The 24,442-nt window shown below is 66.5% G+C and carries 25 protein-coding genes; 14 read left to right on the forward strand and 11 right to left on the reverse strand.

All coding sequences use genetic code 11. The annotated features are described in order from the left end of the window. Positions 1 to 954 carry an SDR family NAD(P)-dependent oxidoreductase gene (locus RLO07_RS02055; RefSeq protein ID WP_462290470.1) on the reverse strand — a complete coding sequence of 318 codons (954 nt, stop codon included), beginning with the start codon at positions 952 to 954 and terminating at the stop codon, positions 1 to 3. A 72-nt stretch (positions 955 to 1,026) separates the two neighbouring features. On the opposite strand from RLO07_RS02055, the gene RLO07_RS02060 reads away from it, so the two are divergent. After that, positions 1,027 to 1,425 carry a PPOX class F420-dependent oxidoreductase gene (locus tag RLO07_RS02060; RefSeq protein WP_462290471.1) on the forward strand — a complete coding sequence of 133 codons (399 nt, stop codon included), beginning with the start codon at positions 1,027 to 1,029 and terminating at the stop codon, positions 1,423 to 1,425. Here the strand turns inward: RLO07_RS02060 and RLO07_RS02065 are convergent. Continuing rightward, on the reverse strand, positions 1,389 to 2,591 hold the full coding sequence (locus RLO07_RS02065) for a tetratricopeptide repeat protein (protein ID WP_462290472.1): 1,203 nt from the start codon (positions 2,589 to 2,591) through the stop codon (positions 1,389 to 1,391). The two genes, RLO07_RS02060 and RLO07_RS02065, sit on opposite strands and share 37 nt — an antisense overlap. A 171-nt stretch (positions 2,592 to 2,762) precedes the next feature. Here RLO07_RS02065 and RLO07_RS02070 point away from each other — a divergent pair, with 171 nt between their 5' ends. Continuing rightward, positions 2,763 to 2,897: a hypothetical protein gene (locus RLO07_RS02070; RefSeq protein ID WP_462290473.1), complete on the forward strand. Its 135-nt coding sequence runs from the start codon at positions 2,763 to 2,765 to the stop codon at positions 2,895 to 2,897. Positions 2,898 to 2,917: 20 nt separating this feature from the next. Here the strand turns inward: RLO07_RS02070 and RLO07_RS02075 are convergent, their stop codons facing one another. Then, a complete protein-coding gene (locus tag RLO07_RS02075; protein WP_462290474.1) occupies positions 2,918 to 3,544 on the reverse strand; it encodes a phosphoadenosine phosphosulfate reductase domain-containing protein in 627 nt (208 codons plus the stop codon). Between the two features lie 208 nt (positions 3,545 to 3,752). Here RLO07_RS02075 and RLO07_RS02080 point away from each other — a divergent pair, with 208 nt between their 5' ends. Continuing rightward, the gene (locus tag RLO07_RS02080; protein ID WP_462290475.1) at positions 3,753 to 4,880 is read left to right on the forward strand and encodes a nitronate monooxygenase; all 1,128 of its coding nucleotides are present in this window, start codon (positions 3,753 to 3,755) and stop codon (positions 4,878 to 4,880) included. 86 nt (positions 4,881 to 4,966) lie between these two features. Here the strand turns inward: RLO07_RS02080 and RLO07_RS02085 are convergent, their stop codons facing one another. The 4 genes from RLO07_RS02085 to RLO07_RS02100 form a co-directional block, all read right to left on the reverse strand. Then, positions 4,967 to 5,755, reverse strand: coding sequence for a ParA family protein (locus RLO07_RS02085; protein ID WP_462290476.1), 789 nt, complete (start codon positions 5,753 to 5,755; stop codon positions 4,967 to 4,969). A gap of 93 nt (positions 5,756 to 5,848) precedes the next feature. Then, the gene (locus RLO07_RS02090) at positions 5,849 to 7,012 is read right to left on the reverse strand and encodes an iron-containing alcohol dehydrogenase (RefSeq protein ID WP_462290519.1); all 1,164 of its coding nucleotides are present in this window, start codon (positions 7,010 to 7,012) and stop codon (positions 5,849 to 5,851) included. A 5-nt stretch (positions 7,013 to 7,017) separates the two neighbouring features. After that, the gene (locus RLO07_RS02095) at positions 7,018 to 7,650 is read right to left on the reverse strand and encodes an FKBP-type peptidyl-prolyl cis-trans isomerase (RefSeq protein ID WP_462290477.1); all 633 of its coding nucleotides are present in this window, start codon (positions 7,648 to 7,650) and stop codon (positions 7,018 to 7,020) included. 79 nt (positions 7,651 to 7,729) lie between these two features. Beyond that, the gene (locus tag RLO07_RS02100) at positions 7,730 to 8,305 is read right to left on the reverse strand and encodes an NUDIX domain-containing protein (protein ID WP_462290478.1); all 576 of its coding nucleotides are present in this window, start codon (positions 8,303 to 8,305) and stop codon (positions 7,730 to 7,732) included. Positions 8,306 to 8,427: 122 nt separating this feature from the next. On the opposite strand from RLO07_RS02100, the gene RLO07_RS02105 reads away from it, so the two are divergent. Beyond that, positions 8,428 to 9,711: a CinA family nicotinamide mononucleotide deamidase-related protein gene (locus RLO07_RS02105; RefSeq protein WP_462290479.1), complete on the forward strand. Its 1,284-nt coding sequence runs from the start codon at positions 8,428 to 8,430 to the stop codon at positions 9,709 to 9,711. On the opposite strand, the gene RLO07_RS02110 is transcribed toward RLO07_RS02105, so the two are convergent. Genes RLO07_RS02110 through RLO07_RS02120 form a run of 3 tightly spaced genes read right to left on the reverse strand, consistent with a single transcriptional unit; the run spans position 9,712 to position 11,174 of the window. Continuing rightward, positions 9,712 to 10,167 carry a lipocalin-like domain-containing protein gene (locus tag RLO07_RS02110; protein ID WP_462290480.1) on the reverse strand — a complete coding sequence of 152 codons (456 nt, stop codon included), beginning with the start codon at positions 10,165 to 10,167 and terminating at the stop codon, positions 9,712 to 9,714. It lies immediately after the preceding gene. Positions 10,168 to 10,201: 34 nt separating this feature from the next. Beyond that, positions 10,202 to 10,840 carry a pyridoxamine 5'-phosphate oxidase gene (gene pdxH / locus RLO07_RS02115; RefSeq protein WP_462290481.1) on the reverse strand — a complete coding sequence of 213 codons (639 nt, stop codon included), beginning with the start codon at positions 10,838 to 10,840 and terminating at the stop codon, positions 10,202 to 10,204. A gap of 28 nt (positions 10,841 to 10,868) precedes the next feature. Next, positions 10,869 to 11,174, reverse strand: a complete 306-nt coding sequence (locus RLO07_RS02120) for a hypothetical protein (protein WP_462290482.1) — start codon at positions 11,172 to 11,174, stop codon at positions 10,869 to 10,871. Positions 11,175 to 11,260: 86 nt separating this feature from the next. Between RLO07_RS02120 and ggt the strand changes: the two genes are divergently transcribed. Then, positions 11,261 to 13,003, forward strand: coding sequence for a gamma-glutamyltransferase (gene ggt, locus RLO07_RS02125; protein ID WP_462290483.1), 1,743 nt, complete (start codon positions 11,261 to 11,263; stop codon positions 13,001 to 13,003). A 19-nt stretch (positions 13,004 to 13,022) separates the two neighbouring features. On the opposite strand, the gene RLO07_RS02130 is transcribed toward ggt, so the two are convergent. Beyond that, on the reverse strand, positions 13,023 to 13,832 hold the full coding sequence (locus RLO07_RS02130; protein WP_462290484.1) for a thioesterase family protein: 810 nt from the start codon (positions 13,830 to 13,832) through the stop codon (positions 13,023 to 13,025). Positions 13,833 to 13,986: 154 nt separating this feature from the next. Here RLO07_RS02130 and RLO07_RS02135 point away from each other — a divergent pair, with 154 nt between their 5' ends. Genes RLO07_RS02135 through RLO07_RS02175 form a run of 9 tightly spaced genes read left to right on the forward strand, consistent with a single transcriptional unit; the run spans position 13,987 to position 24,438 of the window. Further along, the gene (locus RLO07_RS02135) at positions 13,987 to 15,153 is read left to right on the forward strand and encodes a hypothetical protein (RefSeq protein WP_462290485.1); all 1,167 of its coding nucleotides are present in this window, start codon (positions 13,987 to 13,989) and stop codon (positions 15,151 to 15,153) included. Continuing rightward, on the forward strand, positions 15,137 to 16,204 hold the full coding sequence (locus RLO07_RS02140) for a hypothetical protein (protein ID WP_462290486.1): 1,068 nt from the start codon (positions 15,137 to 15,139) through the stop codon (positions 16,202 to 16,204). Before RLO07_RS02135 ends, RLO07_RS02140 begins: the two co-directional genes overlap by 17 nt. Beyond that, positions 16,201 to 17,397, forward strand: coding sequence for a hypothetical protein (locus tag RLO07_RS02145; protein ID WP_462290487.1), 1,197 nt, complete (start codon positions 16,201 to 16,203; stop codon positions 17,395 to 17,397). Before RLO07_RS02140 ends, RLO07_RS02145 begins: the two co-directional genes overlap by 4 nt. Before the next feature lie 35 nt (positions 17,398 to 17,432). Further along, positions 17,433 to 18,968: a coiled-coil domain-containing protein gene (locus RLO07_RS02150; protein ID WP_462290488.1), complete on the forward strand. Its 1,536-nt coding sequence runs from the start codon at positions 17,433 to 17,435 to the stop codon at positions 18,966 to 18,968. Next, on the forward strand, positions 18,969 to 21,038 hold the full coding sequence (locus RLO07_RS02155; protein ID WP_462290489.1) for a PEGA domain-containing protein: 2,070 nt from the start codon (positions 18,969 to 18,971) through the stop codon (positions 21,036 to 21,038). A gap of 6 nt (positions 21,039 to 21,044) precedes the next feature. Beyond that, complete coding sequence (locus tag RLO07_RS02160) at positions 21,045 to 21,254, forward strand: hypothetical protein (RefSeq protein WP_462290490.1); 210 nt, start codon at positions 21,045 to 21,047, stop codon at positions 21,252 to 21,254. 9 nt (positions 21,255 to 21,263) lie between these two features. Then, positions 21,264 to 22,061, forward strand: a complete 798-nt coding sequence (locus RLO07_RS02165) for a MotA/TolQ/ExbB proton channel family protein (protein ID WP_462290491.1) — start codon at positions 21,264 to 21,266, stop codon at positions 22,059 to 22,061. Position 22,062: 1 nt separating this feature from the next. After that, positions 22,063 to 23,343 carry a hypothetical protein gene (locus RLO07_RS02170; protein ID WP_462290492.1) on the forward strand — a complete coding sequence of 427 codons (1,281 nt, stop codon included), beginning with the start codon at positions 22,063 to 22,065 and terminating at the stop codon, positions 23,341 to 23,343. 6 nt (positions 23,344 to 23,349) lie between these two features. Beyond that, the gene (locus RLO07_RS02175; RefSeq protein ID WP_462290493.1) at positions 23,350 to 24,438 is read left to right on the forward strand and encodes a vWA domain-containing protein; all 1,089 of its coding nucleotides are present in this window, start codon (positions 23,350 to 23,352) and stop codon (positions 24,436 to 24,438) included. The last annotated feature ends 4 nt before the right edge of the window (positions 24,439 to 24,442 follow it).

Genomic DNA, 24,442 nt, shown 5'->3' on the forward strand with positions numbered 1-24,442 from the left:
TTATGCCTCGCCTCCGTACACCCACCGCTCCGAAAGCAGCCACAGTCGCTCGGCCGCAGCGGGATCCACGGCCCAGGGCTGCACCCCTCCGGAACTGTCGGCGTCAGCCAGGTCGGCAACATGACAGTCCTCCAGATAGAGACCGCCGCGCCCCTCGAGCTCCGGTGCGGTCGCCGCCCAGACACTGGTGGCAGCGCCCTGGGGAATACTCTTGAACGCCATCTTGCCGCCGGGAAAGCTGGCGGCGATGCGGGCCATGTCATCACTGTCCATGTGGCGCCCCAGTTCGGTGGAGATTGCCCCCGGATGTACCGCGAATGCCCGCACGCCAGAATCCCTGGTGCGCGCATCCAGCGCCACCGAGAACAGGACATTGGCGGTCTTGGATTGTCCATAGGCCTGCCACTTGTCGTAGGGCCGCTGGCGATAGTTGGGATCCTCGAAGTCGAAGGCGGAGAACCGGTGCCCGGCCGAGCTCAGATTCACCACACGCGCCTCTCGACCCTCCGCCGCAGCAGCCTTGAGCGCGGGCAACAGCAGGCCGGTGAAGAGGAAGTGCCCGACATGATTGGTGCCCAGCTGCATTTCAAAGCCCTGCGCGGTCTCGGCGTGAGGACAGGCCATGACACCGGCATTGTTGACCAGCAGGTCAATCCGCGGACAGGTATCGAGCAGCTGCGCCGCCGCCGTGCGCACCTGGTCCAGATCGGCCAGGTCCAGCAGGGCGGACTCGAGGCGCCCCGGCAGTGACTCCGCCTGCAGTGTCGCCAACGTGGTGTCCAGCTTGGCGCGGTCACGCGCCAACAGCCACACCGTCGCCCCCGCGCCCGCGAGCGTTCGGGCCGTTTCCACGCCCAACCCGGCCGAGGCCCCTGTAACCAGCGCCACGCGCCCGCTCAGGTCCTGTCCTGCGATCACTTCCGCCGTGGTCGAGTCAAAACCGAATTCCCGCATTTGCACACTCCCTCTTGTCGCAGTTCTGTTATCGTGGCTGACATTGTGCAACAAGATACCACTGGACACGCCATGGACAGCAAATTACTTGCGCGCCTGGAGCGCGGGGCCTATGTCAGTTTCGCCACCCGCAAACGCAGCGGGGAATTTGTACCCACCCCGGTCTGGTTCGCACCCGGAGACGGCGGTTACTACCTGTTTTCCGCCGGCGATGCCGGCAAGGTCAAGCGGCTGCGCAATTTCAGTGAGTGCCGGTTGGCGCCCTGCACGGTCACCGGCCGCGTCACCGGGGACTGGCTGCAGGCCCGGGCCTTTCTGCTCGAGGAACCCGGGGATATAGCCCGGGCCCTCGCCGCCCTGCGCCGCAAATACGGCTGGCAATTGCGCCTGCTGGACACCCTCTCACGGGTAGCGGGCAAACTGGAGCGCAGGGCCTATATCCGGGTTGAGCCCGACCCGGATGCCGGCTGAACCTCGGCCAACTGGCGCTGCCTGACCACCTCCAGCTGGGCTTGATAACCCTGGATATCGCTGCGCAGGCTCGCCGCGGCAATGGCCTGCTCAATCAGGCGCTCGGCGGCCGCGTATTGCTGCAGGCGGAAGTGGATGATGCCGGTGGCGTAGAGCAGGGCGCTATCGTCTGGATGCAGCTTGAGCGCAACGCGATAGTGCGCCAGCGCCGTCGTCCAGTCACCGGCCTCACCCGCCCTGTCTCCGAGCCAGGCGTGATACCAGGGATTCCGGTCGCGGTAGCGATTGATGCGGTCGACCCAGTAGTCGCGCTCGTCGGTGCGACCCATTTGTCCGTATAGCACCACCAGGTTGTTCATCGCCGAGCGATCGGCACGATCAATGGCCAGGGCCTGCAGCAGGCTCCACTCGGCCTCGCTGAACTGACCGGCGTGGCGGTACACGGCACCGAGATTCACCCACAGATGGGGCAGGCCGGGACTCAGCTGCAGTGCCCGTGCCAGTTCGATCCACGCGGCCTCCAGATCGCCCCGAGAAAGCGCCTCGACGCCAATGTTATTGTGGTCCAGCGCCGCCGCATCCGCGTCCTCCAGCAACCTGGAGGCGGCAATATCCCGCGACTGCAATGGATCGATATCCACCATGAACTGCTCGCCCGAGGGCATCTGCACCATCACATTGACATGCAGGCGCACCGCGATGCGCTCTCCCAGGCGGGTCCACTGCGGGCGCACTTCCAGCCACTGGTATTGGGCATCAAGCCCCGCCTCCCGGGCGAGGGCAACAAACAGATGGGCAAAGGACAGGCAATTGGCGGCCCCCGTCCGGAACACCGTTGCCGCCGTGCCGTCGGCGAAGGGATCGTAGGCGACCCCCAGGGCTCCCTGCCCCTTCACCGCCTCGTGCAGGCTCAACAGGCGCTGGCGTGCGCCACCGCGGGGAGGTGCGTAGCGCGCCACGAAGGCCTGCATCTCCGGCGTCAGCGCCAGCAGGTCGGGGGCAGGAGCACGAGTGCCGACCTCCGCCAGGGTGACGGGAATGCCGCCGTGCACCAGCGGCGGCAGTTGGCCCGCAGCGACCGCGGGGCCGTCGAGTGTCGAACAGCCTGTCGACACAAGCAGGCACGACAGCAGCGCTGCGGCCCGCAACCAGGAAACCTGTGTCATCGCAACCTCCCGGCCTGCCCCACGGGCACGCCTGCCCCTATTATAGCGCGCCGAGACCTCCGCTGCCCCGCTTGCAACAGGCGCGGATTTCTTGACCCGCATCAAGGCGGGCCGGCATCTGCTTTGCCAGACTTGGCAGACAATCCGTCTGACAACAATCAGGAGGCAGCGATGACGACACAGCATTCGCTACAGAAAAACGCCCTCGAAGATCAGAAAACGCTGCGGCGGCTCGGTACCGTGGTTGGACTGTTCATTCTGGCGACCGCGGCCATGGCCCTGGTGATCGGCATCACAATGGGCTGAGACGCGATCCGGCGATCCGTTCAGGCCGCGGTATGGAGGCCGCACTCGCGGCCGTCGTGAACCTTGGTCGGGTCAAAGTAGTGGCGACAGGTGGGTAGCTGGTGCTGCGCCATATACTGTTCCACATCCTGCTCCGACCAGTAAAACAGGGGCGCCACCTTGAGGATCCCGCGGTCATCGAGGGACACGATATCCAGGGTCCTGCGGTATTCTGTTTCTTCCCGCCGGATGCCCGTAAACCAGACTTCCGGTTGCAGATCCGCCAACGCCCTGGCGAAGGGCTCCAGCTTGACCTGACGGGTAAACTCCCGGTGCCGCTCTTCCTCGTCCACCGTGGGTATGCCGCCCATGATCGCATTGCGCCGCTCGGAGGTCATGAGTGGGCTGTAGACACGGATATCCAGAGCCAGGTCCTGAATCAGCCGTTCCGCCACAACATAGGTGTCGCGCAGGTTGTAGCCAGTGTCCACCCATACGGTGGGCACCGCGGGGTCCGCGGAGCTGACCAGGTGCAACATGACCGCCGCGTTGCGACCCATGCTGGTGGTGGCAATGGTGGGCTTGCCCAGCGCCAGCGCCCACTGCACGATGGCGGACGCACTGGCCCCGCGGAGGGCTTCGTTGGCGCTTTTCAGGTCAATACTCACGAGCGGTCGGGGCTGCCGTTATGGACGAAGACCGGCAACTCTAAAGAATCAGAACAGCAGTGACAAATAACCAGTTTTTATAAGGTTATTCGCAGCCGCACCCGGCCTGCTGAGCAGATGGGCCAGTTTTGCTGGCCCATTGCCACCATTGCCCGGGAGGGCACAAACTACAATACTGAGGTCCCGAACCCGTATCCGGAGGAAACCCGTGGCCAACTCACTGAGCGCTCGCCTGGGCATTGACTACCCCATTTTTGCCTTCACACATTGCCGCGATGTCGTGGTCGCTGTCAGCAAGGCCGGCGGCATCGGCGTTCTTGGCGCTGTCGGCTTCAGCCCGGAACAGCTGAAAGAGGAACTGGACTGGATTGATGAGCACATCGGCGACAAGCCCTATGGCGTCGATATTGTCATCCCGCAGAAGTACGAGGGCATGGAAGCCGTGTCCGCGGAAGAGATGGAAAAGCAGCTCTGGGCCCTGGTGCCGCAGGAGCACATCGACTTTGCCCAGCAACTGCTGGCCAACGCCGGCGTGCCGGAGTGGCCCGATGGCAGCAAGACCATGGGCCTGATGGGCTGGACGGACGCCACCGCCACGCCCCTGCTGGAGGAGGCCCTGACCCGCCCCAAGTGCAAGCTCATCGCCAACGCCCTGGGAACGCCGCCTGCGGAAAAAATCAAGCAGGTGAAGGATTCCGGCCGCCTGATCGGGGCACTCTGCGGCAAGGTCAAGCAGGCCGTTGCGCACAAGGAGGCAGGGCTGGACTTTGTCATTGCCCAGGGCGGCGAGGGCGGCGGCCATACCGGCGACGTCGGCTCCATTGTACTGTGGCCGCAGATTGTCGACGCCATCGGCGACCTGCCCATGCTCGCCGCGGGCGGTATCGGCAACGGCCGCCAGATCGCCGCCGCCATGGCCATGGGCGCCGCTGGCGTCTGGACCGGCTCCCTGTGGCTCACCGTCGAGGAGGCCCATTCCCAACCAGCGCAGAAAGAGTCCCTGCTCAGGGCCACCAGCGAGGATACCGTGCGCTCCCGGTCCTGGACCGGCAAGCCCTGCCGCATGCTCAAGAGCGAGTGGACCGAAGCCTGGGACCGGGCCGATACGCCCGACCCGCTGGGGATGCCCCTGCAGGGACTGGTGACCTCGGACGGCATCCGCCGCACTGCGGTTTACGCCGACAAGGGCGAATGCCAGAAGGTTGCCTTCAACCCCTGCGGCCAGGTCATTGGCCAGATCAACAGCGTCGAGTCCTGCCGCCAGGTCATTTACCGGCTGCTGGACGAATACGTGGACGCTGTGCAGAAAGCCGGCAGCCTGCTCCCGGAGACCTGAGGCGGCGGCGCGCCGCGAGTGAACAACCTATTGCGAGATCACCGCTAGGCGCCCCGAGCTACGCGCCCCGAGCTACGCGCCCCGAGCTAGGCGCCCCGACCCTCAAGCTCGTCGTACAGTTCGAGGAACTGCAGGGTGAGCTTGTGGCTGGGCGCCATGTCCACCAGCGGCCGGTGTTCCCGGTGTGACTCCTTCATCTTCACCGAGGTGTTGAGGTAGGTGCGACACACCGGATAGCCCTCCTCCTCCAGCTCCGCCACCAGTTCGCCGGGCAGCCGCGCCTGGCTGTTGAACTGGTTGATGACAATGCCCTCGACCTCGAGATCGGGATTGTGGTCCTCCTGCAGCTCGGCGATGTTTTCCATCAGCGAGTACAGACTCTGGCGGGCGAAACTGTCGCAGTCAAAGGGGATGAGCACTACATCGGCGGCGATCAGCGCCGATTTGGAGTAGAAATTGAAGTTGGGCGGAGTATCAATATAGACCCGGTCGTACTCCTCGTCCAGCTTCTCCAGGGCATCGCGCAACTTGTAGATCTTGTAGCGCGACTCCAGCTCCTTTTCCAGCTGGGTCAGCACCGGGCTGGAGGGCAGCAGGAACAGGTTTTCCCAGGGAGTCTCCCAGACGAAGGAATCCGGGTTCTGGCGCATCTTGCGCGAACCCACTGTCTGCTTGAACAGCCCGGCCACGCCCTGGGCCTCCGCCGGGAACGTCTCCGCGTCGATCTCGCCGACTAGGTAGTGGGTACTGTTGCCCTGCACATCGAGGTCGACCACCAGCGTCCGCAGGCCGCGGGCAGCGCTGATTGCCGCCAGGTTGCAGGTAATGCTGGTCTTGCCAACCCCGCCTTTCTGGTTGAAAACGACACGTTTCATGCTGGAGGATCTCCCGGGATTATTGCTGGAAGGGTCGCGCAGTGTAGCCAAAGCGGGCCGGATTGGGTAGATGACCGGGGCAGGCGGCCGACGTCAGCCCGCCCAGACCCGGCGGTACAGCCCCTCGATATCCGCCGCGTCGGGAATGCGCGGGTTGTTGCCCGGCGAACCCGACGCCAGCGCCTGTTGCGCCATCGCCCCCAGGGCCCCAAACCAGTCGTCCTCGGCTATTCCCCACGCCCCGGGGCCGGGCACCTGCAGATCGGCCGTCAACTGCCGCAAACCGGCGACCAGCTTGTCCAGCGCCAGCGCGTCGCTGTCACCCGCGGCCGCCATGTCCATGGCGCGGGCACAGCGGGCATAGCGTTCCGGGGCGTGTGCCACCGACCAGGCGGTGACCTCGGCCAGCAACATGGCGTTGCTGAGCCCGTGGGGCACATGGAACAGGGCGCCGATGGGCCGGCTCATGCCGTGGATCAAGGTCACCGAGGCGTTGGCGAAGGCGATCCCGCCCTGGGTGGCCGCCAGCATCATTGCCTCCCGGGCCGCACGGTTGTCCGGCTCGGCCCACGCAGTGCGGATATGCTTGCTGATGCTCTGCATGGCGGCGAGGGCAATGCTGTCGGTGAAGGGGTTGGCCCTGCGGCTGACATAGGCTTCGATGGCGTGACAGAGGCTGTCCAGGCCGGTGTCCGCGGTCAGCCGGGGCGGCATGCTCAGGGTCAGCTCAAAGTCCACCAGTGCCGCCAGGGGCACCAGCCCCAGGCCCATGCAGAGCATTTTTTCCTGGTTCGCGGTATCGGTGATGACCGCGGCGCGGGTTACCTCGGCACCGGTGCCGGCAGTGGTCGGAATGGCGATGACGGGGAGACCACTGGCCACGCTGGCGGGCATCTTGTAGTCGCGCATCTCGCCGCCGTGCAGTGCCAGCACCGATACCGCCTTGGCGGTATCCAGGGAACTGCCGCCGCCCAGCGCCACCAGGCAGTCGTAGTCACCGCCATGCAGCACCTGCAGGCAGGCGGCGACGCTGTCAGTGGTGGGGTCGGGCACACAGTCAGCAAACATCCCACAGGAGACCCCCGCTGCCGCCAGTGGCGCCAGCAGGCGCTCGCTGAAGCCCTGCTGTATCAGAAAGGGATCGGTGACCAGCAGGGGCCGCGCCAGTCCCAGTTCCCGCAGTGTCGCCACCAGGGTCTGGCTGGCACCGGCGCCGATGCGGAGGATCCTCGGCAGCTGTATCGCCGCGGCCGACATCCGCGTCAATCCCTGATTTCCAGCAGATGGATCTCGAATACCAGTGGCGTATTGGGTGGAATACTGTCTCCCGCACCCTGCTCGCCGTAGGCCAGGGCCGGTGGGCAGGTAATGCGCCACTTGTCGCCGATGCCCATCAGCTGCAGGGCCTCGGTCCAGCCAGGTATGACCTGGTGAATGCCGAACTGGGCAGGCTCACCGCGCTGCACCGAACTGTCAAAGACAGTGCCGTCGACAAAGGTGCCGTGATAATGCGTCACCACGGTACTGCGCGGACCGGGGCTGGCGCCGCCGCCGGCTTCCAGCACCTCGTACTGCAGGCCGCTGGTGGTGGTGGTCACTTCGGGCCGGGCAGCATTGGCCGCCAGGAACTTCTCCGCCAGCTGCTGCTGCTGAACGGCCAGGGCGCTGGCCGCAGCCTGCTGCCTGGCCTTGATCACATCGTAGCTGGGATTCAACTCGCCGTCGGCCAGCAGGGACTGTTGCTGCTGGTACCAGTGCTGCATGCCGGCGATGACCGCCTGCAGGTCGAGCCCGTCGAATCGGTTGCGCAACAACTGGTCGCCGAACTGCAGGCCAAAACCGTAACTGACTTTCTGCTCATCGGTGGCCAGTTCCACCTCGGGGAGTAACGCCATGAATACCGTCCATATGCGGCTTGGGGGGAGATCCGCAGCTTAACATAGTCGCCCACAGGATGCCGCCGACGCGCCCTGCTCAGTGCTCCTGTCGAACCTTGTGGCGTTGATAGCGGGCGGCCGTCATTTCCGTGTGCCAGATGGCAAACGTGCCGGAATCGAGGTCGTCATAGGCCTGGATGATGGCGTCGTTCACCTCGGGATAGGCGACCTCGTCCCAGGGGCATTCCTCGCGGGAAAAGTAGCGACAGGCCAGGGATTCGCTGCCGGCAAAAGTGTCCTCAGTGGCGACGCGGGCGCGAAAGGCCACGTAGATCTGGTTGATGAAGGTGATCGTGCCCATCATGTAGAACTCAAGCTCCGCGGGCGGCAGCACCACGCCCGCCTCTTCCCGCAGTTCGCGGGCGGCGCCCTCTGCCAGGGTTTCGCCCAGCTCCATGAAGCCGCCCGGGATCGCCCAGGCTCCCTGCTTCGGAGGCAGCGCGCGCTGCACCCACAGCAGGCGCTTGCCGCAGGCGATAAAGGTGGTCAGCACAATCATGGGGTGGTCGTGGTGCAGGCGGCCGCAACCCGTGCAGCGCCAGTGATTGCGCAGCTCGCCGCCGACCCGGTTGCGCGCCAGGACGGCGCCACATTGCGGACAATAACGGGTCATCGGCTTGCTGTCCTCACCTTCGCGGAACGCCTGTTGGATCATGGAGAGAGCAAAAATAGCACTTTGCCCCGGGAAAAGCATTGGCACTACACTGACGCTTCTTTATCTCAAGGAACACACCCGTGCAAAGCGATCCCCAGGTGCAGCTGCTGCTGACCGGCAACGAAATCATGAGCGGTGATACCGTCGACTCCAATTCCGCGATGATCGCCCTGCGCCTGGCCGAGATTGGCCTCGGCGTCTACCGCAAGGTCACTGTGGGCGACAACAGCGAGCTGCTGCGCACAGAGCTGCTGGCCATGGCCGGGCAGGCAGATACCGTCATCATCAATGGCGGCCTCGGCCCCACCGTGGACGACCTGACGGCCGAAATACTGGCGGCAGCGGCCGGTGTGGAGCTGACCGAACACCCCGAGGCCCTGGCCCATCTGCAGGACTGGTGCGCACGCCGCAACCTGCCGCTGAATGCCGCCAATCGCAAGCAGGCCCTGTTGCCAGCGGGCGCCCGTGTCATCCCCAACCCGATCGGCAGTGCCGTGGGCTTCGAGCTGAACCTCGGACGTTGCCGCGTAATCTGCACCCCGGGCGTACCGGGTGAGCTGCGGCGCATGCTGGACGGCATCATCGACGACCTGGGCCGTTCCCTGGCACGGCCCACGCAGCGCCATATCCTGCGCCTGCAGACCTTTGGCCTGGGAGAGTCCACGGCGCAACAGATGATCAGCGATGCCCTGCCGAACTGGCCCCCGGCGGTGGAACTGGGTTTCCGCGCCGGCGCGCCGCAAATGGAGATCAAGCTGGCAGTGACAGACGCCGCCGACCTGCCGCTGCGGACCCAGTGTGAGCAGCAGTTGCGGGAGCTGTTCGGCGACCACATCATCGGCGAGGGCGATAGCCAACTGGCCGGGCGCGTACTGGAATTGCTGCAGGCACAGGGCAGGACCCTCACCACTGCCGAGTCGTGTACTGGCGGCCTCATTGCCAGCATGCTGACCCGCATTCCCGGCTCGTCAGCAGCTTTTCACGCCGGCTTCGTCACCTATGCCGACGACATCAAGACCGCGGTCCTGGGGGTGCGCGCGGAGACCCTGGCGGCACAAGGCGCGGTCAGCGAAGAAGTGGTCCGGGAAATGGCCCTGGGAGCCCTGCAGCGGTCCCGGGCGGACTACGCCATCGCCGTATCCGGGATCGCCGGACCCGACGGCGGCAGCGCCGACAAGCCGGTGGGCACGGTGTGGCTGGCCTGGGGCAGCGCCGACCGGCTGCAGACGGCCTGCCTGCTGTGGCCGGTGGAGCGCGGCCTGTTCCAGACCATGGTTGCCGCCACTGGCCTGGACCTGATCCGCCGGCACCTGCTCGGCATTGCCAGCGAACCGCGCTATGTCAGCCAGCGCCGGACGCGCTGATCAACCCGCGCCGGGACTGGTCGCCGGCGCCCGGTGCCAGACCAGGGTGTGGAAGCGTGTTACCCCGCGCACCTCGTCCTTGCCACTCAATACCAGCGTCTGGCCATCCAGCTCGGCGTGCCGCAGCTGCTCGGTACCGGGAAAGTTCGGATTCAGGCTCTGGGTCACGTAGTGCACCACATCGCCATTGATCACCCGGTAGCGGCCGGCGTAATGGAAGTAGCTGCTGTAGGCGCTGGCCTTGACCGCATCCGGCATCTTGCGGGGGCTTTCGTCTTCCGGCAACCGGGCCCGGTCATGCCGGCAGATGGACGCGCTCATCCAGCCATCTTCGCTGTAGAGCAGCAGGCCGCGCGGGTCCTCGCCGAAGGGGTTGCTGATGTCATCGCGGCCGGCAAAGCCGATGGACCAGGACTCAAGTTGCCAGGTCCCCACCAGTTGCTGTTGTTCAATCATCTCGTTGCCTTGCTCCTGTGTCTGAATTCCCGGTCTACGGTTGCAGGCGCTCAATACGCCAGCCGTCAGCATCTTCCCGATAATAGCGGAATCGATCGTGCAGCCGATGGGCCCCACCCTGCCAGAACTCCACGCGCTCGGGCAGTACCCGGTAACCGCCCCAGAAATCCGGAACCGGCACCTCGCCGCGGGCGAACTTCTCTTTCAGGGAGTTCATCTGTGCCTCCAGCAGGGAGCGGGCGGAAATCGGCCGGCTCTGCCTTGATGCCCAGGCGGCAAGCTGGCTCTCCCGTGGCCGGCTGAGAAAATAGCGCGCAGACTCTGCCTTCGACATGCGCTCGGCGCGACCGGCGACAATGACCTGTCGCTCCAGCATGTTCCAGGGAAATAACAGAGACACCATGGGATTGTGGGCGATGGCACGGGCCTTGCCACTGCTGAAATTGGTGTAGAAGACGAAGCCGCGGGTGGAGACGCCCTTGAGCAGGACGATGCGCTGCCAGGGGCAGCCGGTTTCATCGGCGGTCGCCAGCACCATGGCCGTGGGGTCGCTGATCTCGCCGCTCACCGCCTGTTGCAGCCAGCGCTCGAACTGTTCGATCGGGCAATCCGCGAGCATATCCCGATCCAGCCCGCCGGCCAAGTATTCGCGCCTGAATTCCTCGTAGTTCACAACGGTTTCCCTGTGTTGACGGCGGGCATTATAGATCATCCCGGGTGCTGGGAAAGACGGGCGCCCTGCGGGCCATCGCGGGAATCTGCGGAAAGGGGAAGAATGACCGCCAGTCCTCGCCCAGGTCATCCTCCAGCGAATGACCGAACGCTTCCCGGTAGCGGGACTCCAGCAGGGTCCGCAACTCCGTCTCGGTGGCAACGTCCACCAGCCGCGCCGCCTCCATGAGGCCCTCCAGCCGCAAACGCTGTCCCGGGGGAGCATCCAGCCCAGCGGCCAGCCGGGACAACAGGTCCACCAGCCGCTGGTCTATGTTCTCCATCAGTTTGTGCATACCATCCCCCGTTCGCCAGACCCGGAGTATGCGTTGCCGGGCAAAACAGTTAAAGTCGGGCTTTGGCCACAAGGAATCCTGCCACCGTGAGATTGTCGCGTCACCTCACCACCTTTTTCTTCCTCTGCCTGGCGTTTGCCCCCGGCACCAGTGCCCGGGAAACCCCCGCCGCCGAGACACCCATCATCGACTTCGGCAGCAGGTTCCTGCCGGTGGTGGCTCGCCAGGGCATGGTGGTCGGGCCGGAGCGGTTGGCGGCGGAAATCGGCCGCGAGATCCTGGAACAGGGTGGCAACGCGGTGGATGCCGCTGTCGCCACCGGTTTTGCCCTGGCTGTCAGCTATCCGCGCGCAGGCAACCTCGGCGGCGGCGGCTTCATGCTGGTGCACCTGGCCGAGGACAACCGGCAGACGCTGATCGACTACCGCGAAACCGCCCCTGCCAGTGCCGGGCGCGACCTGTTCCTCAACGAGGCCGGCGAGGTGGACCGCGAGCGCACCTACTTCAGCCACCAGGCGGCGGGCGTTCCGGGCACCGTTGCCGGCCTGGTACTGGCCCAGGCACGCTACGGCACCCTGCCCCTGACGCAGGTAATGGCTCCCGCCATCGCCCTGGCCGAAGACGGCCTGCCGGTATCCTTCGCCCTCAACCTGGAGATCAGCGCCCGGGCCGAACGCCTGGCAATGAACCCGGAGGCGCGCAGGCTGTTCCTGACCCCGGAGGGAGCAGCCCCCGAAGTCGGCACCACCTGGCGCCAGCCGCAACTCGCCTGGACTTTGCGCCAGATCGCCGAGCACGGTCACGAGGGCTTCTACGAGGGCGCAGTCGCCGCCCGCCTGGTCGCGGAAATGGAGGCCGGCAAAGGCCTGATCACCGCGGACGACCTCGCAGGCTACCGGGCCCTGGAGCGGGCGCCGGTGCGCGGCAGCTTCCGGGGTGTCGAGCTTGTCTCCACGCCGCCGCCCTCTTCCGGCGGCGTGCACATTATCCAGATGCTGAACATCCTCGAAGACTTCGACCTGGCGGCGATGGGGCACAACAGCGCCGCCTATATCCATCATCTGGCGGAATCGATGAAACTGGCCTACGCCGATCGCAGCGAGTACCTGGCAGACCCCGACTTCGAGCCGGTACCGGTGGCGAAGCTGATCGACAAGGACTACGCTGCCCGCCAGCGGACCCTGATCGATCCCACCCGCGCCACCCCCTCGGCGATGGTTGCCCCCGGCAGGATGCTGGTGGACGAGAGCCATGACACTACCCATTACACTGTCGCCGACCGCTTCGGCAACGTGGTGAGCAACACCTATACCCTGAACTTCAGCTTCGGCTCCCACATCGCCGTGCCCGGAACCGGAATGTTGCTGAACAATGAGATGGCGGACTTCGCCGCCAACCCCGGCCAGCCCAATGCCTTCGGCCTGGTGGAGAGTGAGGCCAACAGGATAGAGGGCGGCAAACGACCGCTGTCATCGATGAGCCCCACCATGGTATTCCGGGACGGCAAGCCCTGGCTGGCCACCGGCAGCCCCGGGGGCAGCCTGATCATCACCGCGGTGTTGCAGACCGTGCTCAATGCCACTGCCTTCGACATGAACATCGCCACCGCGGCCGCCGAAGCACGGGTGCACCACCAATGGCAACCGGACAAGCTGGTGGTCGAGCAGGGCATCAGCCCGGACACCCTGCGGCTGCTGCAGGGCATGGGCCACAACGTGGACGTGGCGCCGCGCACCCTGGGCCGTACCCAGTCGATCATGCTGGAGCGCGGCTACCTGCTCGGCGCCACCGATACCCGCAGGCCCGGTGGCCATGTCGCGGCGTACTAGGGCGCTAACGGTTTGAGCACTAGGGTCGCGGCAGCCTGACCTTGGCCGTCTGCCGGCTGATTGCCACCAGCCGGCCCTCACTGTCCCAGTACTCGCCGTCTTCCTCCACCACGCCCTCGGTCAGGTGCCGCGAAAACAGCCGCGCCTGCAGGGGCCCCGGCGCCGGATGCGCGCGCACCTGCACCGTCAGCTCCACCGTCGGCACCCAGCCGACCAGGCCCACCACATCGAAGACCGGAGGCGGGAAGGCATCGGCAAACATCAGCAGGGAAATCACGTCCGCATCGGCGCCGTCGACGTGTCGCACCCAGCCGCGGAATTCGCCGCGGCCACCGGGGGCTTCACCGCGAAACACCCCGGTGCCGTCCACGAAGCGGATATCCACTCGCTGCCGAAACTCCAGCTTGCTGTCACCACCGGCGACACAGTCTTCCCAGCCGGGGTAGACCGGGCGTGGCTCGGCGGACCAGACGGGGCCCTGTTGCTGCCCCAGATCCGTGTAGGCTGCGGTCACCTGCACCTTCAACTCCCCCTCCTGGTACAGCCTGGCCATGGCGTGGGTAGTATTGCGCCCCGCCCGCAACAACTCGACACGGCATTCAATCGGCCCCAGGGTGGTGGGTGCGAGGTAGAAGGCGTTGATCGCAAGCGGGTCCTTGTGCGGCAGCGCCTCTCTCAGGGCACGACCGGCAACTGCCAGCACATAGCCCCCGTTGGGGACTGCGCCGATCCTCCAGCCCGCGTGCAGCTCACCCAGCCAGAGGTCTTCGGCCTGGCGCCGGACGGCGGTTTCAACGGCAAACTGGCTGCTCTGGTCAGGCCGGGGCATGGCACCTCCACTGGACAATTCATGAACGAAAAACAGCACCGAAAACGGTGCCGGGCCGTATTTTGTGTGGGACTCCGGGAAATGTATATACTTGGGGGGAACTCGTCGCCAGACATCGGTACTCGCAAGCGCGAACGCGAGGGTGACATTTGCCATGAAAGCACTGCGATTAAAGACCCTGCTGCTCACCGGCTCATTGCTGGCAACGCCCCTGTTCGCGGACCAGCAGCACCGGGAAGCCATCGCCCTGCTGGAGAGAGAGCACGGTGCCTACAGCCCGGCGCTGCCAGAGCGCCTCCTCAGTCTCGGCCTGTCCCTGCAACAGGAAGGACATCACGCAGAAGCCGCTGCGGTCTTCAAGCGGGGCACCCACCTGGCGCGTGTCAGCAGCGGGCTCTACAGTACCGAGCAACTGCCCCTGCTGGAATCCGAGATAAGAAGCCTGCATGCGCTGGCGGACTATCGCGCCGTGGACGAGCGCCAGCGCTACCTGTACCGCGTCCAGGAGCGGGCCCTGCAGGATCCTGTACAACGGGCGCCGGCGCTGCTGCAGCAGGCCGACTGGCAACGCCAGGCTTACCTGCTGAGGCTGGATGAGGAACCCGCGCAGCGCTTGCTACAGATGTGGGAGTTCAATCGCCTGGCTCTGAACGACATTCTGGCGGCGGAGGGAGAGACCTCCATCAAGCTGCTGCAGCCGCTGTACGGCATGTTGCAGGCACAGTACCTGGTCTCGGACCTGCAATGGCAGGATGGCCCCGGTTTCAGCACTGGTCAGGGCTTTCACGAGCAGTCCTCGCGGCCCCGCGTCGGCAGTTACCGCAAGGACAATTACAACAAGGGGGTGGCCGTACTCAAAGCCATTTACGATCTGGAACGCATCCACAGTGAACGCGATCCCGCCGCCCCCGCCCGGGCCCTGACCATGCTCGGCGACTGGATGCTGTGGCACGGTGAACGGGAGGAGGCGGTGGCAATCTACCGCGAGGCGATCGGGGAACTTGCCGGCAATGCCGATGCCAAACCGGTAGCAGCGGAGCTGTTTGCGGATCCGGTGGCGTTGCCGTCCGTAGCAGGGCTGGATCAACACCCGCCACTGCCGGGCAGTGACGGTGGCGATATACTGCTGGAATTCGCGGTAACCGCCGACGGCAAGGTCACGGGGCTGAGCCGGGTGGACGAGAATGATGAAGCTGACGGATTCGCCAACCGGCTGATGCGCAAATTGCGCAAGACGCCTTTCCGACCCCGTTTTGACCTTGAAACCGGCGAGCCGGTGGACACTGAAAACCTTGTAGTGGCCTATGACAGCAAATCCTGACAGCAGCAAACTCCTCTCCGGCTTGCGCGGCGCGGCCACGGTCGGCCTGTGCCTGTTGCTGGCCGGCTGCCCCAGCGCCAGCAATCCCACCCAGCCCCAGTCCCAGCCGCCTTCGCCCTCTGCACCGGGCGCCAGCACACCCCCACCCTCGAGCAGTGGCAGCAGTGGCAGCCAAAGCAGCCCGGCCAGCGCGGGCAGCTCCGCGCCGCCTGCGGGCAGTGCCGCCACTGCGGGTGGCGCGCCTGCCACTGGCACCGACGGCGACCAGACGACGGGCGGCGGGGTACCAGCCGGCGGCAGCAGCGATGGCGACATTGCCAGCCGCGGCCAGGCCGATGCCAGCGCCGGCAGTCCCGCTGGCGCCGCGGACGGGCAGGCTGGCGCCGAACCCGGCTTTGGTGACAGTGCCAGTGCCGGCACTGAAGCCCTGCCGGACATGCGCGACACCCCGACCATGGACGCCGGTGTACTGGCCGCACTGGAGGCGGCCATGGGTGCTTCCGGTGACGGTACCCAGGACAACGGGGGCGGCGAGGGCGGCGGCGAGGCCGGTAGCGGTGCTGGCGGCGATGGGGACGCCGCGGGCAATCTGCCCGGCGCGCCAGGTGGCATGGGATCCGGGCCGCTGACACCCGCCGAACAGGTAGCGATTCTCGACGCGCGCCTGGAGTCCAGCAGCGGCGATTTCGACAGCATGATCCTGGAAGAACAGGCCCGCCAGCGCAGCGCCAGGCGCAGCAGTAGCCGACCAGACGCGCCGGAGCCGGAGGCGGCCGGCGGTGGCGCGGGCGGAGGCCGCGAAGGCCCCTACGGCGAGGAAGTCGCCGCGGCCGGCAGTGCTGGCGGTGGCGGCAGGGGCAGCGTCAGTACTCCTGGCGGCTCCCCGCCGGCCAATCCCGCCAAGTACCCGCCGCCTGAGGACATCCCCAGTGGCAATGACGATGACGTGGTCGCCCGCCAGCTGCGGGAAGCCGCCATGCGCGAGCCCGATCCCGCGGTGCGGGAAAAGCTCTGGGATGAGTACCGCAAGTACAAGGGCATCAAGCCATGACGGCGAGATTCCGACTGCCTGTGGCGCTGCTGTTGCTGCTGCTGTTGCCAGCCTGTATCAGCCAGACCATCAAGACCACTGCGGTGCCCCCGCTGGAACGGCCGGCGCAGGCACTGCCGGAAGAACTGCTGCTGGACGTCGGTATCCTGGTCTTCGACCCCGGCCTCGACGACTACGACGAAAAGCAGCAAATCTACCCGGAAGTGCGCAAGGCCGAGGCGCGCTTCATGCCCCGCCTGCTGGCCGAGGCAATGCAGAACAGCGGCGGCTGGGGCGCGGTGCGGGTCATTCCCAGCGACCGCCAGGCGGTCGACCTGCTGGTACAGGGCACTATCCTCAGCTCGGACGGCGAGGAACTGGCGCTGCACATCCGCGCCAGCGATACCCGCGGCCAGCAGTGGCTGGACAAGAACTACTCCGCCCACGCCAGTCGCTACGCCTACAACAGCACCACCCGCAGCAGCTACGACCCGTTCCAGGCGATCTATCACATGATCGCCAACGACCTCCTGCGGCAGCAGCAGAGCCTGAAAACAGCCGAGCGGGAAGATATCCGGCTGGTTACCGAACTGCTGTTTGCCCGCAGCTTCTCCCCGGAGGCTTTCGACGGCTACCTGCAGGAGAACCGCAAGGGCAACCTGGTGGTCAAGCGGCTGCCGGCGGCTGAAGATCCCATGCTGGAACGGATCCGCAGTATTCGCGAACGCGACCAGCTGTTCGTCGATACGCTGCAGGAGCACTACGGCCATTTCAGCGGCGAAATGCAGGTGCCGTACCAGGAGTGGCGCCGCATGAGCTATGAGGAAGCCATTGCCCTGCAGGAGCTGCAGGCCGAAAGCCGGCGTCGCATGATCGCGGGTGGCGCCGCCATCCTCGCCGGTATCTACGCGGCGGGCAGCAGCGAACGGTCCAGCCGGGCGGCCGGAAACGTCGCCATCATCGGCGGCGGCTACATGCTCAAGAGCGGCCTGGAGAAACGCGCGGAAGCGCAGATTCATGTCGCTGCGCTGGAAGAGCTGGGGATGTCCCTGGAGGCGGAGATTACCCCCCAGGTCATCGAACTGGAGGACCGCACGGTCATGCTCAGTGGCAACGTCGAGGAACAGTATGCACAGTGGCGGGAACTGCTGGCCGATATCTATCGGGCGGAAGTTGGTATGCTGGAGCTTCCTGACGCCCCGACCACCCCCTGACTCCCGCACCCCAGCGGCAAGGCCCCCAAGACTGCATGTCCAGCCCCAACGAACCCGTCAAACCGACTCCCTTCGCTGTCGCCGAGCCGCAGGCTGGGACCGCTGCCTTCAGCACCGCGGCACCGGCCGCCGGCAGCCAGCGTTGGCTGGTACCTGCACTGCTTGTCCTGCTGGCCCTCGCCCTGGCAGTCATTTTCTGGCTGCCAGGACAGTTGCAGCCCCCGGTGGCAACGCCGGCAGCGGCGCCTGACACGCGCGGCGGCAACGCCAGCGCCCAGACCGCCCCGCCCCCCCGGGAGCCCACTGCGGAACCGGCCGCCAGCCCCTGGTCCGACGCCCAGCAGGCCCGGCTGCGCAAGGAGGCCCAGGATGTGCTCGCCCAGCTGCTGCCATTGCAATTCGAGCTTGAGGAACGCGGTGCCGCCAGCTGGGCGACGGCGGCTCTGACGAGCGCCACCGAGGCGGCAGCGCGCGGTGACGCCCACTACCAGGCGCGCGAATTCACCGCTGCCAGGGAACAGTACGAGGACAGCCTCGCCCAACTGCAGGCACTGGAAGCTGCCATGCCGGATATTCTCGAGGATGCGCTACAGCGCGCGGCGGCGGCGCTGGAGGCCGGCGACAGGGAAGCGCTTGCTGCACCCCTGGAGCAGGCGGCCCTGCTTGAGCCCGACAACGCCGAGTTGGCTGCGCTGACAACCCGCGCGGAGTCAATGAAGGCTCTGCAGGCACTGCTGGCCGCGGCGGCTGCAGCCGAGGCTGATGGTGACCTGGCCGCGGCGGAGCAACAGCTCCGGGACGCGGCGGAGCTGGACCCGGCCAGCCAGCGTGCGCAAGAGCAACTGGCTCGAGTAACGGCGGCCCACAACCAGCAACGATTCCACCGCGCCATGAGCGAGGGCTACGAAGCTCTGGACCAGGGCAGCTTCGACAAGGCCGGCAGTGCGTTCCAGCGCGCCGGCACGCTGCAGGCGGACAGTGCCGAGGTCAGCACTGCGCTGGCGGAATTGCGCAGCGCCGAGACCGCTGCCCGCCTTGCCGGCCTGCGCCGCGAGGGCCGCAGCCTCGAGGACAGCGAGGACTGGGAAGATGCCGTGGCTCGCTATCAGGAGGCACTACAACTGGACGCCACCATCGTCTTCGCCCAGGAGGGCCTGGCGCGCGCGCAGCCCAGGGCGCGCCTGGACCGGCAGCTGCGGGATGCGCTGGACGCTCCCGAGCGGCTGGCGGACCCGGCCGTGGCTGCGAGCCTGGAGAAGGTCCTGCGGCAGGCGCGGACGCTGTCGCCACTGGGTCCGGTCCTGGCCGGGCAGCTGGCCGAACTGGAGCAGGCGCTGGTGCAGGCCACGACACCGCTGACAGTGACCCTGCGCTCGGACCAGCAGACGGAAGTGCTGGTACAGCGGGTGGCCCGCCTGGGGCAGTTCGCGGAGCGCATCCTGGAGCTGCGGCCCGGCACCTACACCGCTGTCGGCAGCCGCGATGGCTACCGGGATGTGCGCCAGACCTTTACCGTTCGCCACGGCGAAGCCCCGCCACCAATATTCATCGCCTGCACGGAACCGATCTGAATGACAGCGCCCGGAAACCGCAGCGAAACCATCACCCCCAGCGCCTTCCAGCCCCTGGACAGCGCTGCCGCGCCGCCTCCCCGAACCGGACCCAACTGGCGCCGCTGGCTGGTTCCCGGCGCAGTGCTGGTGTTTGCCCTGGCCATGCTGTTCCTGTTCACCGCCCGCTCGGTAGAAATCAGCGTCGACTCCACGGCCCCCGCTGACGTCAGCCTGGGCGGACTGCACCTGCCCTTTGGCGGCCGCTACCTGCTGCGCCCGGGCGAGTACAGCCTGGACATCAGCGCGCCCGGCTATGAACCCCTGACCACAAGCGTCACCGTCACCAAAGCGGACAGCCAGCGCTTCGAATTCAGCCTGCAACCGCTGCCGGGACTGGTTGACATACGTTCGCAGCCACCCGGCGCAGCGGTCAGTCTCAATGGCGAGCCGCTCGGGGATACGCCGCTGGAGTCGCTGGAGCTCGCCCCGGGTGAATACCAGCTCGCGCTGAGTCACCCCCGCTACCTGCCGGTGACCACTACACTCTCGGTCACCGGCAGGGGCAAGTCGGAAACGATAGAGCAGGTGCTGGCGCCCGCCTGGGCCGCTGTCGACATCAGCAGCGAGCCCGCCGGCGCCGAGATCCTGGTCGATGGCGAACCCGTCGGCCTCACCCCGGCAACCCTGGAGCTGCTTCAGGGCGAGCGCCAGTTGCTGCTGCGCCTGCCCGGCTTCGCCAGTTGGCAGCGGACGCTGGCTGTGACTGCCGGTGAGGACACTGAGCTGGACACCGTCCAGCTGCTGCCCGCCGCGGGTATACTGGAGCTCAGCAGCACCCCCAGCGGCGCCAATGTCACCCTCGACGGCGAATTCCAGGGGCAGACGCCTCTCAGCCTGAATCTGGAACCCGACCGCGCCCAACGCCTGATGCTGACCCGTCCCGGCTACCGGCGCCACAGCGAAACCGTGCAGCTGGCGGCGGGGGTCAGCGAGCACAAAGCGATCACCCTTGCGGCTCAGCTCGGCGCCATCGACCTGCAGGTCAGCCCGCCGGAAGCGGAAGTCCGGGTCAACGGCCGCCTGCTGGGACGCGGCAGCCAGTCCCTGTCCCTGCCGGCGGTGGAACACAGAGTGGAGGTCAGCCTCGCGGGCTATCGCAGCAGCAGCCAGCGCCTGACCCCGCGGCCGGGCCTGGAACAGCGCATCGACATCGCCCTGCAGACTGAGCAGGAAGCCAAACTGAGCAAACTGCAGCCCGAAGTCACCACCGCCCTGGGCCAGACCCTGAGCCTGTTCATCCCCGGGGAATCCGGCCCCGCCGAGTTCACCATGGGTGCCTCCCGGCGCGAGCCCGGCCGGCGCGCCAATGAAGTGCTGCGGCCGGTGAACCTGCGGCGCATGTTCTACCTGCAGACCACCGAGGTCACCAATGCCCAGTTCCGCCAGTTCCTGGCCAGCCACAACTCTGGCCAGGTACAGGGCAACAGCCTCAACCGCGAGCACCAGCCAGTAGCCCAGGTCAGCTGGCAGCAGGCCGCCCAATTCTGCAACTGGCTCAGCCGGCGCGAGGGACTGGAGCCCTTCTATACCCAGGCCCAGGGCATTGTCACCGGGTTCAACGCAGCGTCCACCGGCTACCGCTTGCCCACCGAGGCGGAGTGGTCCTGGGCAGCGCGGGTCGATGGCGAGCGCTTGCTGACCTACCCCTGGGGAGACACGTTCCCACCCACCGCGGTAGTGGAGAACTACGCCGACAGCAGTTCCGCCTACGTCACCGGGCGCACCATCAGCGGCTACAACGACGGCCAGGTGGTAAGCGCCACAGTCGGCAGCTTCCCGGCCAATCATCACGGCCTGTTCGACCTCGGCGGCAATGTCGCCGAGTGGGTGCACGACGTCTACCAGATAGCCCCCGCCAACGCCGCCGCGGAGACCGATCCCACCGGTCCCCAGGGCGGCGACAACTACGTCATCCGCGGCGCCAGCTGGGCCCTGGGCCGGCTGTCGGAACTGCGCCTGTCCTATCGCGATTATGGGCAAGCCGGACGCGATGACGTAGGATTCCGGATTGCACGCTATGCGGAGTAAGTGCCCATGCTGAGTCCACGCCGCCGCTTGCCGCTCGCCCTGCTCGCGGCCCTGTTGCTGGCGCTGCCCCTGGCCGCCCAGGATGCCGATCCCGAAGAGCCCGAACCCGAGCCCGAAACCACGGCGCCCGCACGACCTGCCGGCTCACCTTTTGAGTACGAGGCCTCGGAGCAGATCTCCGAGGATCTCTCGGTCTCGTTTCCCGTGGATATCTAGGAACCAATGATGAAAACAAAACTGTCCCCGGAATTCACCTACCAGCTGTTTGCCCTGCTGATCGCGATTATCGTGGTGCACGCACTGTACGTCGGCGTGATCCGGCCCAGCGCCGATACCCAGCTGCAGGAGCAGATGACGCGGCAGGCGGCGGGGGAGGACTTCGTGCCCAAGCGCACCATCGCCGTGGTGATTCGCGACTTTGAGCAGGAGGCCTGCTTCATTCTGCTGCTCTGGGCGCTGGCGATCATGGCCTACAAGGGCCGCGGCGCCCTGCGCGAGCAGGCGCTGCTGGAACGCTCGCTGCTGGATATTCCCGAGGGCACCACCCTGCTGCCGGAGGATGCGCGCGAGTACAGCCGCTCGCTGGAGGCACTGCCGGCACAGGAGCAGGAGTACCTGCTGCCGCGCACCCTGCTCACCGCACTGCAGCGCTTTGCCACCACCGGCAGCATTCAGGCGGTATCCGACACCATCAGGGAGCAGTGTGAAGTGGAGTCGGACCGGCTGGATTCAGAGCTGTCGATGGTGCGCTATATCGCCTGGGCGATTCCCTCCATCGGCTTCATCGGCACCGTACGCGGTATCGGCGACGCCCTGTCCCAGGCCTACAAGGCGGTGGAAGGTGACATTTCGGGAGTCACCGTCAGCCTGGGCGTGGCCTTCAACAGCACCTTTGTGGCGCTGGTACTGAGCATCATCATCATGTTCTGCCTGCACCAGCTGCAGCAGTCCCAGGAGAAGCTGGTGCTGGACTGCCAGCGCTACGCCGACAAGCGCCTGCTGCGGCACCTGGTGGCGCACTGACATGGCCGTGGCCTGCCTCGACATCAACGACAGCAACCTGCAGCTGTGGCACGGGGACAAGCGTCTGCAAAGCCCGGGCTATGCCCTGCTGGAAGGCGGCCGCTACCGGTTTGGCAGCGATGCCCGGGCCGCCGCCCGGCTGCGCCCGCGGGAAGTCTCCACCCGCTACTGGTGGCAGCTGAGTACCGACCCCCTGCAACCGGCCCTCGGCCCCGCCCGCCACAGCGCCGACCTGGTCCATGCCCACCTTCTGGACCTGCACAGCGCAGCCGGCAGCCCCGGCGAACTGTTGCTGGCGGCCCCCGGCAGCATGCACAAGGAGCAGCTGGCCCTGTTGCTGGGAATCATCCAGCAGTGCCCCTTCGATGCGGTGGGACTGGTCAATCGCAGTGTTGCCCTGGCCAGCCTCCACGCCGCCGACGGCCCCCTGTTCCATCTGGAAATCCAGCTCCACCAGGCTCTGCTCAGCGAACTGCGGGCAGAGAACGGCACGGTAACCTTCCAGCGGGCGACAGCCCTGCCCGCCAGCGGGCTGCTGCAATTGCAGGAGCGGGTGGTGGAAGCCGCGGCCACGGCCTTCATCCGCCAGACACGCTTTGACCCCCGGCGCCGGGCGGAAACCGAGCAACAACTCTACGACGCCTTGCCAACAGTGCTGCAGCAGTTGCAGCAGAGCAATGAAGCCAGCCTGACGGTGAACGGCTATCACGCCCGTATCGCCCGCGGCGACCTGGAGGCCGCCAGTACCACCCTCGCCAGCAGCGTCAGCAGCGCGCTGGGCGAGTCCGGCGTCACCCTGCTGCTGGACCCGCTCACGGCGCTGCTGCCCGGTCTGCGGGAACGCCTGTCCGGGACACTGCTGCACGCAGCCGACCTGCCGCGGGCACTGGCGGCCCACGAGGCCCTGCTGGTGCAGCGCTCCGAGGCGCTGGTTTTCGTCAACAGCCTGCCCCAGTTGGGAGGGCAACGGACCAGCGACGCAGAGTCCGCCGCGCCGACACCCGCAGCGGCCGCTGCACAACCGGTACCTCCGCAACCAACCCATCTGCTGCAGGGCAGTCGCGCCCGCCCCCTGCTCGCTGATGGCGCCTCCCTGGGCGACGGCTGGTCGCTGCTGCAGGGGGAGAACGGACACTGGCGGCTGCATGCCGCCCGCGGGGCCGGTGTCCTGGAGCGCAACGGTCAGCCCGCCAGGGACAGCGAAGTCGTCGCCAGCGGTGACCGTCTGCGCCTGCCGGATGGCACGGACGCCCTGCTGATCACCGTCAGCACCCAGGCGTAAACCACCATGGCCAGGCGCAAGCGCGGCTTTACCACTTTCAACCTGAGCTTCCTGGACATCATGTCCTGCGGTTTCGGGGCCGTGGTGCTGGTGTTCCTGATCATTGACCACTCCATTGAAGTCCAGTCCCGTGAGCTGAACCGGGACCTGCTTTCCGAGGTCAACCTGCTGGAGGAGGATATCAGCGACGGCGAGGCCGGGCTGGTGCGGCTGCGCAATGCCCTCGACGAGGTCGATCTGCAAATCGTCGAGGCCCGGGGCCGGGCCACACGGGTCACGGAGCAGATCAGCGAGTACGAGGCGTTGATCGCATCACTGCGGCAGGACAGCAGCGACAGCACTGACCTGGAACGGCTGAAGGCCGACATCCGGGCCCTTGAGGAGGAAGTAAAACGGCTGCGGGAATCCGCCGAGGAAACCACCGGTCGCAGCGCGCGCGAGTTCACTGGCGACGGCAACCGCCAGTACCTGACCGGGTTGAATCTGGGCGGACGCCATATCGTCATTCTCTTCGACACCTCCGCCAGCATGCTGGCGGACCGCGTGGTCAATATCATCCGCCTGCGCAACATGGGGCCCGATCTGCAGCGCCGGGCCGAAAAATGGAGCCGGGCACTGAATACGGTGGACTGGCTGACGGCGCAGTTGCCGGTCGGGGCCAATTACCAGGTCATCACCTTCAACACCGAAGCCCGGCCGGCGCTGGCGGGCACCGCGGGCCAGTGGCTGGAGGTCGCCAATCAACCGCAGTTGCAATCCGTCAGCAAGGCTCTGCGTGAACTGCTGCCCCAGGGCGGCACCAGCCTCGAAAACGCCTTCCTGGCCCTGAACCAGTTGAGCCCGGCACCGGACAACGTCTTCCTGATAACCGACGGTTTACCCACCCAGGGCACCAGCCCGCCCCGCGGCAACACGGTGAGCGGCAAGCAGCGCCTGGACCTGTACCAGCAGGCGATCCGGCGCTTGCCGCGCAACCTGCCGGTGAATGTCATACTGGCGCCGATGGAAGGCGACCCCATGGCCGCCTCCGCCTTCTGGCAACTGGCCCAGGCCACCCGGGGCAGCTTCATGACGCCCTCGCGTGACTGGCCCTAGGAGC

Source organism: Haliea sp., assembly GCF_040221975.1.
Taxonomy (GTDB): domain Bacteria; phylum Pseudomonadota; class Gammaproteobacteria; order Pseudomonadales; family Halieaceae; genus Haliea.